We start from the raw sequence: 12,412 nt of genomic DNA on the forward strand, positions 1-12,412 counted from the left end.
CCGCTTGGTTAGGGCTCTACGCCGTAGATCAGCGTTCCGTTATGGTATACAGTGATCCGGTCATTGGCAGTGAAGCTGGTCAGTTGCGGCCGGAAGGAGTAATCGTTGGCCTGGCTATAATTCGCATAGTTATCCTTATGAATACGGAACTGGATCTCTCCGGTCGAACCGGAAGCAGCCAGACTGCCTGCCCCGTCCTTGAAGGAGATTTCAGCGTAGGCATCGGCATCAGGGACCGGGACCGCGAGCGGGACGATGGTGGTCTGGATATTATTTTTGCCAACAACGGCGTAGTCAATCTCCATGGTGTGTGCGGAGCTGCCGTCCTGGGTGAACCAGTAACGGATCGTGAATTGGCTGAGCGGGACGGGGACGGTGGAAGTGCTCTTCAGCTGAAGACTTGCCCGGATGGAGCCCACGTTGTTGCCGGTCTCATCACTGCGGTAGAGCGGAGTGGCGGTTACAGGTCCTGTCCCTGGGCCTCCAGGCTGTTCAATAGGAGGGAAGGTGACCGTCTTCATGATCCGGTTCAGCATGAGCTGCTTCGGCCGGTTCCAGGTTGCCCAGTCATCCTGCAGCAGACCGCCGGTATCTCCGCTGTTGGGGTTCAGTGTCCAGTAGGTCCAGTAGAGATCATTCGTGCCGATGTAATCGACCAGGGCATTTTGCCACTTCCCTTCAACCGAGAGAGTATCCACGCTGCGGCCTCCGAATTCACCCATGATTAGAGGAGCGATGTTCTCTTTGCTGATATAACCCCAGGTCTGATCCCATATAGCAGGCAGATTCGCCGGAAAAGCAGGATCGCTGAACCACGGCTGCTCCGCCACCCCGGGACCGTAATCATGCGGAGAATAGACCACTTGATTCGGAACGGTAAGCGTTACCGGATAATTCCGCACCCCGGTGAGGTTGCCGCCCCACCAGTACTTGCTGGTGTTACCCTGCACATTCTGCTCGATCCCTTCGACGATGATCAGCCAGTGCGGATTCACTGCAAGGATTGCATTCCCTGCCCGCTGAGCTGCGAGCCGCCAGTCTGTGCTTAGATCACCGGTCCCCCAGCTTGCCGTGCCATGAGGCTCATTATGCAGGTCAGCACCGATTACCGTAGGATTATTCGCATATCTGTTAGCCAGCATCACCCAGTCACTGAGCCAGCGGGATTCAGGATAAGCGGCGGTATACCAGAGCGTCGATTGTCCGCCGGAATCGGGACGGTGCCGGTCCAGGAAGATTTGAATGCCGCGCTGGCCGGCTTTTTCGATTAAGGTATCCATAATTTCGATGGGAGTCAGACCGGCCAGGTCCGGGTTTTTGGCATAATCAATGCTGTTGGCCTGTGAAGCCGGATCGAACATTTGACTGCTGAACGGCAGGCGAATCAAGTTGTACCCTTCTGCGCGGACCTGATCGAGCACATCATCCATGGAGCGCGACCATAATCCGTGCGGGGAATAGTTCGGTGTCTCGAAGCCAAACCAGTTGAGTCCGTTGAATACGGCCGGGTTCCCCTGCGAATCTACAATCCGGCTGCCCGAGGTGTGATAAAAAAGCTTCGCTGCCCCCTCAGCCTTCACCGGCTGTCCGGCAATAGCGGCGGTACCTGCAAGCAGTGTTAAAGCCAAAAGCATTTTCCCCAGTGTCCTGAAACCAAAGGTCATTCATCTTCCTCCTCTTATATGGTTCTTGATAAAGTCGAACTTTATATCATACGGGTAAAATGATAACCTATTCATCCGGGACAGCCTTAAATATGGAAAATTATTGAATTCGTTCGAATGCTGCTGAGAAGTGCTTCGCTGAAGGCGAAACGAGGGGCGGAAAATGCTGATGAGAAGCGCCGCTCTGAAGGCGAGCCGGGGAGCGGAATTAGATGGATTTCTTCCACTTGCTGAAGAACGAATGGGCCGTATTACAGCAAGAGTTGGAAAAACAGCACTTAAATGATCACATATCAGTCAAAGAAGCCGAAACGGACAATAGTAGTTGGAGTTTTTCCACTTGCTTCCCTGGATTGCTCCAAAATCGGCGAATTAAGATACGCTATTCCACTTGTTGGCTGGCAGGCGTCGTGGTAGGGGGTCATCGCATACTATCTACTATTTATTCTTCCAGATTATGAGAATTACAGCTAGCCATAAAAGGGAATAATTGTTATAGTTACAAATGTAAACGTTATCTATATTTGAGAGGAGCGTGCAGAATCATGTATTCAATCCAAATTAAATCCAAAGTCATCCAATGGGCCGCCATCGGGTCGCTGGTCGTGTCTTTATTTATGGGGTCGCTGGCGGTGGGCGGGGAGAAGGTGTTCGCTGCCGATTGCTCGGCCGGCTATGTAGCTCTAACGTATGATGACGGGCCGAATCCAAGCAACACGACGAACCTGCTGAATGCTCTGCAGCAGAATGGCCTGCGCGCCACTTTTTTCAATGTCGGGCAGAATGCACAGAACAATCCTTCGCTAGTACTCGCCCAAAAGAACGCAGGGATGTGGATTGGCAACCATTCCTGGTCGCATGCGAATTTGACACAGGTGGGCACCTCCCAGATCTCATCGGAGATTACGAATACCCAGCAGACGCTGCAATCCATTACCGGCACTGCTCCGAAGCTGTTCCGTCCGCCGTACGGGGCTACTAACGCGACTCTCAAGTCCATCGAGGCCCAGAACGGCCTGACTGAAGTGCTCTGGAACGTGGATTCGCAAGACTGGAACGGAGCGGGAACTGCCCAGATCGTGGCCGCTGTGGGCACGATGAAGAATGGGGATGTCATCCTGATGCATGACCAGTATCAGCCCACGCTCCAGGCGGTTCCGCAGATTGCGCAGAACCTCAAGAACCGCGGCCTGTGTTCAGGCATGATCTCGCCAAGCACCGGCAGGGCGGTTGCGCCTGATGGCGGCAATGGTCCTGGCCCCGCTGCAACGAAGGTAGAGGCGGAGAGCATGACCAAGGCCGGTCAATACACTGCTAACATCAGCTCCCCCTTCGCTGGAGTCGCCCTATACGCGAATAATGATTCTGTGAAGTACACCCAGAATTTCGCCAGCGGCACGCATAATTTCTCTCTGCGCGGAGCCTCCAATAACGCCAATATGGCCAGGGTGGACCTCAAGATCGGCGGGGTGACGAAGGGGACCTTCTACTATGGCGGAAGCAGCCCTGCGGTCTATACGATCAGCAATGTCAGCCATGGAACCGGCAATCAGGTGATTGAGCTGGTGGTTACCGCCGATGACGGGACTTGGGATGCTTATATTGATTATCTGGAAATCAATTAAAGCAACAATATTGAAGGGGGTGCCCCAGCCAGCTAGTACATAGCTGACAAGGCACCCCTTATTTTCGTTTCAGTCTAGGCCTGCAAGAGCCCGGATCTGCTCCAGATCACTGCTGCATAGCGTCTCCAGATGGGCGCTAATCTTCCCGGAACTCCAGTCCCACCACTTCAGCTCCAGCAGCAGGGCGATGAGCTCGTCATCGAAGCGCTGCCGCAACATCCGGGCCGGGTTGCCTCCGGCAATATGGTATGCGGGAACATCCTTGGTGACGGTGGCATTAGCGGCGATAATTGCCCCGTCGCCAATGGTCACACCAGGCATAATGGTGGCATTCTGGCCGATCCAGACATCGTTGCCGATGATAGTATCGCCTTTGTAGGGCAGGTCGGCAAGTGCAGGAGTGGCCTGCTCCCAGCCGCCGCCCATAATGTTGAAGGGGTAGGTGGTCACGGAGCCCATCCGGTGGTTGGCGCCGTTCATAATGAACTCGGTACCCCTGGCGATGGCGCAGAACTTGCCGATAATCAGCTTGTCGCCGATGAACTCATAGTGATGGGTAACACGGCTCTCGAAGGTCACCGCCTCGTCGGGATCATCATAGTAAGAGAAGTCTCCGGCGATGATGTTGGGGCGGGTCAGTGTATTTTTGATGAAGCGGACTTGCTTAATCTGGGGATTTGGGTAAATTGCGTTTGGATCGGGTCCTATAGAAGGCATAAGCACACACCTTTCCTGGAATATAATAGATTTCACATAAGTCCCCATTATAACCGATTGCCCCTTCAAGGCAACTGCACATAGAATGTCACGGACTCTCCGGCTACGCTCTTCGCATAGATCTTCCCGTTGTGCTGGTCCACAATGGACCTGGCGATAGCCAGACCCAGCCCGTAGCCGCCCTGCTTGCGCGCTCTGGAGGTATCCGTACGGTAAAAGCGGTCAAAAATCCGCGTCAGATGTTCAGCAGCGATGCCTTCCCCCGTATTCGAGACGGAGAGGAGGACATCGCTGTTCTGCTTATGGAGGGAGATATGGACAGCGCCCTTAGGATTCGTATATTTCACAGCGTTATCCAGCAGAATCATGACCACCTGCTTGATCTGCTCGCTGCTGCCGTGTACGGTAAGCTCAGGCTGAAGGTCATAGCTGAAGGAGACGTTCTTCTCAAAGATGACCGCCTCCATGGTTAGAATAATATTCTCTACCGCCTCGCTCATGTTGAACTTGCTGTGGAGCTTCCCGGTCCGGGAGTCATCCATCTCCGTCAGGTACAGCAGATCGCCTATCAGCCGCGTCATACGCTCCGTTTCGGACTTGATATACTGCAGCCATTTTGCCTGATTGCGGATCGTATCCTCACTGTTCGCCAGCAGCACATCCGCGTTGGTGTTAATAATCGTCAGCGGCGTCTTCAGCTCATGGGAGGCGTCGGCAATGAACTGCTTCTGCTTGTCAAAAGCCTCCCGCACCGGCGCAATCGAGCGCCCCGCAAAGTAGCGGCTGGTGAAGTAGAGGATGACCAGCGTCAGCAGGCCGACAGCCGCGAAGGTATAGATCAGGTTCGTCAGGATCTGCTGCTGGGCGGTGATGTCCATGAAGACAAACTGTTGTCCGCTGCTTACAGGCTTTACCATGAAGATCCAGCGGCTGCCGTCCAGCGTGAACTGGCCGGTGTCCTTGCCCTGACTGAGCGCCTCCTTCAGCGCGGCGCTATAGAGTTCATCATCCATCGTGAACTTCGATTCTTTGCCGGTCATCGTGCCGCTGGCATCTGTTTGCACCGTGAACGAGACGGAGCGCTCCGGCTGGTAAGGGTCGATCGGCCCCTGGCCCGCGGGCATTGCCCCGCCGCCACCTGAACCGCGTGGGCCTTGTCCGTCGCCCGGACCCCGCTGCTGCATGTCCGCAATCCGGTGGAGCGCCATATAGATGTCTCCCTGCACATTGCGGTACGTGAAGATGTAGATGGCGGCGAAGGCCACCAGCATGATGATGGAGATGGTGACAAGATTGACAATCAGGAACCGGGTTCGGAGTTTATTGAACATCAGGCACTTCCCTCCAGCACATACCCTACGCCCCTAATCGTGCTGATGCGCACCTCTGAGTTCAGGAAGGCCAGCTTTTTACGCAAAAAAGAAATATAGACCTCCACGTTGTTATGCTCCGCATCGGAATCGAACCCCCATAGCTTCTCAATGATCTGCTCCTTCGAGGTGACTGCCTGCCTCCTTAGGATCAGCAGCTCCAGCAGCTCCGTCTCCTTCAGATTCAGCTTCATCTCCTTGCCCTTCACCGTCAGCTTCGGGTTGGCCGTATTCAGCTCCAGATCCCCGAACTTCAGAGCATCGTCAGGAATCACCTCGCCCTTACGCCGCAGCGCAGCCCGGATACGGGCCAGCAGCTCCTCCGAAGCGAACGGCTTGGCGATATAATCGTCTGCTCCATGATCGAGTCCGGTCACCATGTCGGTAATCTCCCCTTTGGCGGTAAGCATGATAACCGGTGTGGAGATTCCGTCCTTGCGCAGTTCCTTCAGCACGCTGATTCCATCCAGCTCCGGCATCATAATATCCAGCAGCAGCAGGTCATAGATCCCGCTCTGCGCATAATCGAGACCGGCTCGGCCGTCATGCACCGCGTCTACCGAATAATTGTGTTTTTTGAGGATTTGGGTTAAGGCCTCCGCCAGATGGACCTCATCTTCTACGATTAATATTCTCATGGGCTGGCTCATCCTCTTCTTAAGTAATGTATTTGCCGCTGGTGCCATTATATCAAGGTGACCTTTAATCAACCTTAATCCATTTAAGATTCACTAAAGGTTCGGAGGCTAAGATACATTTATAAGCAAGCGGCACCCATTACACCCCTGAAAGGAACTGATCCCCATGGCTATTGAGGTCTTCAACCGTTACGAGAACAAGTATCTGTTCGACCATGAATCCTATCTGAAGCTCTATCACGAACTGCTGGAATATATGGAGCCTGATGCATACAACAAGCAGCACGAATATTATTCCATCACCAATCTGTATTATGACACCCCGCAGAATTCCCTGATCCGCAGCAGCCTGGCGAAGCCGAAGTACAGGGAGAAGCTGCGCATCAGAGCCTACGGCATTCCTGAAGGCGACACCAGAGTCTATCTGGAGATCAAGAAGAAGGTGCTGGGCCTGGTCAACAAAAGAAGAACCCCGCTGAAGCTGGATGAAGCCTATGCATTCATCGAGAGCGGCAGGGAGCCTGAATTCGAGAGCTATATGAACAAGCAGGTGATCGGGGAGATCAAGTACTTGCTGACCCGCTATGATCTGCAGCCGAAGCTGTATCTGTCCTATGACCGCAAAGCCATGTTTTGCAAAAACAACCGGGACCTCCGCATCACCTTCGACACCAATATCCGCTGCCGCCGGTATGATCTGAAGATGGAGCATGGCGTGTATGGCGAGGAGCTGCTGGAGCCGGGGCAATGGCTGATGGAAGTGAAGGCGGAGAAGACCATTCCGGTCTGGCTGGCCAGGATGCTGTCGGAGCATCAGATGTACCGCACCAGCTTCTCCAAATACGGCAACGAATATAAAAAAATGCTGCGAACCAGCCAATCAGAAAGAGAGTGTGTCTGCTATGCTTGATTCGATATTTTCCGTAGCTGAGTCAACTTCGGAACTAACGTTCATGAATGCTGCCTTAACCATCGTCATCGCCATTATCCTCGGCGGGCTGATCAGCTTCACCTACATGAAGACGAGCCCTGCGGGATACTCACAGAGCTTCACACTGACTATGGTTCTGCTGCCGGTCATTGTAGCGATCATCATCCTGCTTATCGGCAGCAATGTGGCCCGGGCCTTCAGCCTGGCGGGTGCCTTCTCGATCATCCGGTTCCGCAGCGCTCCCGGTGATCCGAAGGATATCACTTTTGTCCTGTTCACCATGGCCTCCGGGCTGGCCTGCGGGGTAGGGGCCTTCGGTTACGCGGTCTTTTTCACTCTTATCCTCTGCGTTCTGATGGCCGTGCTTAACCGTACGGGCTTTGGACTTAAGAAGGCGATGCACAAGACACTGAAGGTAACGATCCCTGAGAATCTGGGTTATGAGGAAGCCTTCGCGGAGGTCTTCAACGCCTTTAATGTGGCCTACGAGCTGAAGAAGATCAGAACTACTGAGCTGGGCAGCCTGTATGAGCTGGTCTACGCTGTAACGATTGATGAGCAGACGAGCCAGAAGGAGCTGCTGGACGCCATCCGCACACGTAACGGGAACCTGGATCTCTCACTGACCATGGCACCTGTCATGAACGAATACTAATCCGCTACAAGAAGGGAATGATGACCGATGAAGAATTTCAGAACAGGCAGCCGGATAGGACTGGTGCTGCTATGCGCCGCAGTCATGTCAGCATGCAGTGTAAAAGCCGCTACGCCATCTGATACAAGTAACAACGTGAGTACATCAGTTTCGGCCGCGCAGAGCAGTACCTCTGCCGCTGTGCAGCTGGCAAGTGTGAAGGCAGCGGATCTTGTGGCTTGGGAGGAAGAAGATGCAGTAACCGATTGGACGGCAGCAGATTCGACTGCTATAACTCTGGCTGGAACTACTGCTGTGGTAGACGGTGCAGGCGCAACGGTGCAAGAAGGCACAGTAACCATTACGGAAGCAGGCACTTATGTGCTAAGCGGCACACTGAGTGACGGCCAGATTATCGTAGATGAGCAGGCCAAAGGGACCGTAAGGCTGGTGCTGAATGGCGCTCACCTGACGGACAGTGATAGTGCTCCGCTCTACATCAAGGAAGCCGGTAAAGTGGTCATCACCTTGCAGGAAGGGACGGATAACAGTGTGACAGATGGAGCTGCGTACGTGTTCGCAGACGGAGCTGAGGATGAGCCAAGTGCGGCGGTCTTCAGCAAAGCAGACCTGACGATTAACGGCACCGGCAAGCTGACGGTAACCGGCAACTATAACGATGGCATCACCAGCAAGGATGATCTCAAAATCATGTCCGGCACGATCGAAGTGCAGGCAGCAGATGACGGTATTGTCGGTAAGGACCTGGTAGCTATACAGGACGGCGGTATTACAATTCATGCAGAAGGCGACGGCATCAAATCAACGAATGACAAGGATGCCGCCAAGGGCTTCATCGCTATTGCCGCCGGAACCTTCGACATTACGGCCGGTAATGACGGGCTTCAAGCGGAGACCGCTGCTGTCATCGACGGCGGCACGTATACACTGGTGACTGGAGGCGGCTATGTGAATGCCGCAGTGAAGACCGGCGATCAGGGCGGGCCGGGAATGGGCGGCGGCTTCGGTCAGCATCCGGAGGATGGAGCCTTCCCTGCTCCCGGGGAAGAAGGGGGTACGCCGCCTGCGATGGATGCTGAGCCGGCGGCTGACCAGCCCCAAGCAGTGGAGAGTGGCACCGCAGCAGCGGCGGAGACAGAATCCGTCAGCGCCAAAGGGATGAAGGCAGGCGGCGTCCTGACGGTGAACGGCGGAAGCTTCACGGTGGATGCCGCAGATGATGCGCTGCACAGCAACAGCAGTATGTCGGTAACGGATGGGGAATTCCAGATCACTACAGGGGATGACGGGCTTCACGCCGATGCTCTGGTCTCGATATCGGGCGGCACCGTCAATATTACGCGGAGCTATGAAGGGATAGAAGGGGCGGATATCACCATATCCGGCGGTGAGATCCATGTGACAGCTACAGACGATGGAGTCAATGTGGCCGGAGGCAACGATACTAATACGGCAGCAGGAACGCAGGCTCATGATACGTTCAGCAGCACCGGCAGCAACCTGCTGGCCATTAGCGGCGGGACCCTGACTGTAGATGCCGCAGGCGATGGCCTGGACTCCAACGGCTCGGTAACTATGACCGGCGGCACCGTCATTGTGAATGGCCCCGAGAACTCCGGCAACGGTGCCCTGGATTATGACGGAGCCTTCAACATCACAGGCGGGTTCCTGGTAGCCGCAGGTGCATCAGGAATGGCACAGGCTCCGGGCGGGGACTCCAGTCAGCATTCGGTAAGCATCAGCTTCACAGAGACCCAGCAGGCCGGAACGATGGTTCACCTGGAAGACGCTGACGGTAAGGGCATCCTGACCTTCACTCCAGCGAAGAGCTTCCAGACCGTAGTGGTCAGCGCTCCAGAGCTGAATGGCGGCTCTTATACGGTCTATACCGGCGGCAGTTCTACCGGAACAGCAACAGACGGATTGAATACCGGCGGGACGTACAGCGGGGGCGGCAAATTCGTTGCTTTTGACATCACCAGTCCGGTGACCTGGGTGAATGCATCGGGTGTAACCACAGGCGGAAGCGGGATGGGAGGAGCGGGCGGCGGAGGGCGAGGCAACCGGACCGGCGGCGGGCCGGGCGGCCAAGGAGGAACGCCGCCGGCTGACGCGGGCACGACAAGACCTGCCGATGCAGGCACCACGGCTCCAGCCAATGCAGGGGCAAGCAAGGAATAAGCAGTATGGTGAGCGGCATCCCCGCAGCCAAACAGAGACTATCCGCGAGCGGATAGTCTCTGTTTGGCTGCGCTTCGGGGTAACAAGCGGGTATGCCCAGCGGCTACATGAAGTCGAAATAGTAGCGGATTACATGGAAGAACACCGGTGCGGTATAGGTGAGGCTGTCGATGCGGCTCAGATAGCTTGTCTGAAGTGCGGCGAATTTGTCATCATCCCCGATAAGCAGATCCCGCTTAAGCACGGAGACGGTCAGGCTGCCGAAGAATCCACTGAGACTGACCAGCATGCCGGAGAGATAACCGAAGACCGGATTCAGCGGTGTCAGATGAGGATACATCAGATAGGAGACCGCTGTTGTCACCACAAACGCGCAGACGAATCCTTCCCAGGTCAGGTGGGGATTTGCGGTCGGGACGATCCGGTGTCTGCCGAAGTAGATCGAAGCCAGATAGTGAACGGCATCATTGAGCTGGGTCAGTACCACCAGGAAGAGGACCAGACCTGCCCCGTACTCCGGCGTTGCGAATTGGAAGTAAGCCAGATGACTCAGTCCGAATACCATCAGCATCAGTCCCCACTGGGTAGCGCTGACACTGCGCAGGAAGCCAAGGGTCCCTTTGTTGATCAGCCGGGGAAGCGGCAGCAGCAGGAATACATAGACCGGAATGAAGACAATGAACATCCCGTACCATTCAATGTAGACCCAGTAGAATTGCAGCGGAATGGACAGATAAGCCCATAGGAACAGCCTGCGGTCCGCTTTTCTGGTCCGGATCATGGAGAAATACTCCTTGAGGGCGAAGAAGCTCAGCACCATCAGGGACAGCAGGGACACGACAGAATTGGACAGGGTAGCGAGGCAGAAGATGAACAGCATGCCCCACCAGGTTTTGATGCGGAAGCCGATTCCGGTATAATCCTTGTCCTTCTGCAATCTGCTGACCACAAGATACAGTCCATGTATAACCGATAGAGCTGCAAAGATCAGAACTAGTGTGAATAAGGAGCGGTCCACTTGCAATCACCAACTTGTCTCGGAGTGGCATTTCAATACAGGGATTTTATGCTAAAATAGACGGAGCGTCCAGCTTAATTTGAAGCTTACACTTGATTCGTTGTGCAGTATAGAGACCTTAGTAGGCACTACAGACATAAATGTTGTACGTTCTACAACTCTGAATCATTGGTAACCGGGTGTTCGAGAGGATTGCTGCATCAAATACAGGAATTATCCCGTTAAGCCGTTTGGAGAAGGCGAAATGCTGTCTTTTAGACAACAATTTTGGATTTAAGCTCATTTCATGAGCATAATGTTGTATTATGTGCAGGATTCCAAAGAGTTATGGGATCACTACCCAAAAGGCCTATAAACAGATTATAAGGGGAAAATTGCAATGTCAGCAGACCGGTCAGTGTACATCATGCTCACCAATACGGGAACGCTGTTCACGAGGCTCATTCAGGGCTATACCAAAGCGCCGTATAATCATGCCTCGATCTCATTTAACCGGGAGCTGTCCGAGCTATATAGCTTTGGAAGGAAGCATCCGGCCAATCCGCTGAACGGCGGGTTCGTGAAGGAGGATATCCGCACAGGCACCTACAGCAAATACCCGGAGACGACCTGCGTCATCTACGAGCTTCAGGTTACAGACCGTGAGGTTGAAAAAATGAAGCGGGTGCTCCAGGTCTTCATCCGCAGCCGCCAGAAGTATCTCTACAATATCCTCGGCGTCATCGGCATTGCGCTGAAGGAGCCGGTGGAGTTCAGCAACTCCTATTTCTGTTCGCAGTTCGTTGCCGAGATTCTGGAGCGCTCGGGCATTAAGCTGTGGAACAAGCTGCCTGCGCTCGTCACCCCGGATGACTTCCGGCAGAGTGACCGGCTGCATCTAGTCTATTACGGCAAGCTGAGCGAATACAAGCCCTCCAGCCAGTAGAGAAGTCCTCGTTCCCGGCAGGGGAAGGGGGCTTTACTTAGAATATAACAAAATGCGAAAAAGAGGAGAGTGAAGGAATGGTTCATGCCAAGGATGTGCTTGCCAATCAATTGCTGGCCGGGGCCAACGATCCCAGCTGGCATCTTCCTTATATGCAGGCTGTGGAGAACGTGACCGAGGAGGAAGCGTTCTGGAAGCCGGTTGAAGGAGTCAGCAGCATAGCTGAGCTTACCCAGCATTTACTGTACTGGAATGAAGCCTGGCAGACACGGTACCGCGAAGGGCATATGGACGCTTTGCCTCCGGTTAAGGATAATAACCTCAGCTTCCGGCTTCCGGCAGATATTGCGTTCAGTGAGCTGCGCGGAAGGCTGCTGCAGACGCTCTTGAACTGGCAGAGCCTGCTGTCTGAGGAAGGGCTGGAAGAGCAGGTGAACGGGTTCCCGGTACCGGCTGTATGGTGGGAGATCATCAGCAATGCGGCAACTCATAATGCCTATCATATCGGTCAAATAGTGTTGATCCACAAGCTGTACATTCCGGCCAGGCTACAAGCATAAGCCCGTTCAGGGCAGGTATTTGGCTGTGCAGGGTGACCGCTATAAGGCATGGCCCAAGCAGACTGGCCGGAATTCTCTTGCCGGTCTCTTTGTCGTACAGTGCGGACCGCACCATAGATCTGCTTGTG

At 54.4% G+C, this 12,412-nt stretch carries 11 protein-coding genes; 6 read left to right on the forward strand and 5 right to left on the reverse strand.

Features of this window, described 5'->3' with window-relative positions:
* Positions 1–8: 8 nt before the first annotated feature.
* Positions 9–1,664 (reverse strand): cellulase family glycosylhydrolase, encoded by a 1,656-nt coding sequence (locus tag ACFSX3_RS09050; RefSeq protein WP_209986808.1) that lies wholly within the window; start codon positions 1,662–1,664, stop codon positions 9–11.
* A gap of 617 nt (positions 1,665–2,281) precedes the next feature.
* Between ACFSX3_RS09050 and ACFSX3_RS09055 the strand changes: the two genes are divergently transcribed.
* The gene (locus ACFSX3_RS09055) at positions 2,282–3,289 is read left to right on the forward strand and encodes a polysaccharide deacetylase family protein (protein WP_379258535.1); all 1,008 of its coding nucleotides are present in this window, start codon (positions 2,282–2,284) and stop codon (positions 3,287–3,289) included.
* Positions 3,290–3,358: 69 nt separating this feature from the next.
* Here ACFSX3_RS09055 and ACFSX3_RS09060 read toward each other — a convergent pair whose 3' ends face one another.
* The 3 genes from ACFSX3_RS09060 to ACFSX3_RS09070 form a co-directional block, all read right to left on the reverse strand.
* A complete protein-coding gene (locus ACFSX3_RS09060; protein ID WP_209986802.1) occupies positions 3,359–4,006 on the reverse strand; it encodes a Vat family streptogramin A O-acetyltransferase in 648 nt (215 codons plus the stop codon).
* 65 nt (positions 4,007–4,071) lie between these two features.
* A complete protein-coding gene (locus ACFSX3_RS09065; protein ID WP_209986799.1) occupies positions 4,072–5,337 on the reverse strand; it encodes a sensor histidine kinase in 1,266 nt (421 codons plus the stop codon).
* Positions 5,337–6,014 carry a response regulator transcription factor gene (locus ACFSX3_RS09070; protein WP_209986795.1) on the reverse strand — a complete coding sequence of 226 codons (678 nt, stop codon included), beginning with the start codon at positions 6,012–6,014 and terminating at the stop codon, positions 5,337–5,339. The genes ACFSX3_RS09065 and ACFSX3_RS09070 overlap by 1 nt, the downstream gene beginning before the upstream one ends.
* A gap of 166 nt (positions 6,015–6,180) precedes the next feature.
* Here ACFSX3_RS09070 and ACFSX3_RS09075 point away from each other — a divergent pair, with 166 nt between their 5' ends.
* From ACFSX3_RS09075 to ACFSX3_RS09085, 3 genes are read left to right on the forward strand one after another with little or no spacing between them, the layout of a single operon-like run.
* A complete protein-coding gene (locus tag ACFSX3_RS09075) occupies positions 6,181–6,924 on the forward strand; it encodes a polyphosphate polymerase domain-containing protein (protein ID WP_209986791.1) in 744 nt (247 codons plus the stop codon).
* A complete protein-coding gene (locus tag ACFSX3_RS09080) occupies positions 6,917–7,600 on the forward strand; it encodes a DUF4956 domain-containing protein (protein WP_209986788.1) in 684 nt (227 codons plus the stop codon). The genes ACFSX3_RS09075 and ACFSX3_RS09080 overlap by 8 nt, the downstream gene beginning before the upstream one ends.
* Before the next feature lie 27 nt (positions 7,601–7,627).
* Positions 7,628–9,781 carry a carbohydrate-binding domain-containing protein gene (locus ACFSX3_RS09085; protein WP_209986786.1) on the forward strand — a complete coding sequence of 718 codons (2,154 nt, stop codon included), beginning with the start codon at positions 7,628–7,630 and terminating at the stop codon, positions 9,779–9,781.
* Between the two features lie 103 nt (positions 9,782–9,884).
* Here the strand turns inward: ACFSX3_RS09085 and ACFSX3_RS09090 are convergent, their stop codons facing one another.
* Entirely contained in the window at positions 9,885–10,799 is a 915-nt protein-coding gene (locus ACFSX3_RS09090) for a phosphatidate cytidylyltransferase (RefSeq protein ID WP_209986782.1), read from the reverse strand.
* A 379-nt stretch (positions 10,800–11,178) separates the two neighbouring features.
* Between ACFSX3_RS09090 and ACFSX3_RS09095 the strand changes: the two genes are divergently transcribed.
* Positions 11,179–11,724 (forward strand): hypothetical protein, encoded by a 546-nt coding sequence (locus tag ACFSX3_RS09095; RefSeq protein WP_209986780.1) that lies wholly within the window; start codon positions 11,179–11,181, stop codon positions 11,722–11,724.
* 77 nt (positions 11,725–11,801) lie between these two features.
* Positions 11,802–12,284, forward strand: coding sequence for a DinB family protein (locus tag ACFSX3_RS09100; RefSeq protein WP_209986777.1), 483 nt, complete (start codon positions 11,802–11,804; stop codon positions 12,282–12,284).
* The last annotated feature ends 128 nt before the right edge of the window (positions 12,285–12,412 follow it).

Source organism: Paenibacillus rhizoplanae (assembly GCF_042684125.1).
GTDB lineage: Bacteria > Bacillota > Bacilli > Paenibacillales > Paenibacillaceae > Paenibacillus_AQ > Paenibacillus_AQ rhizoplanae.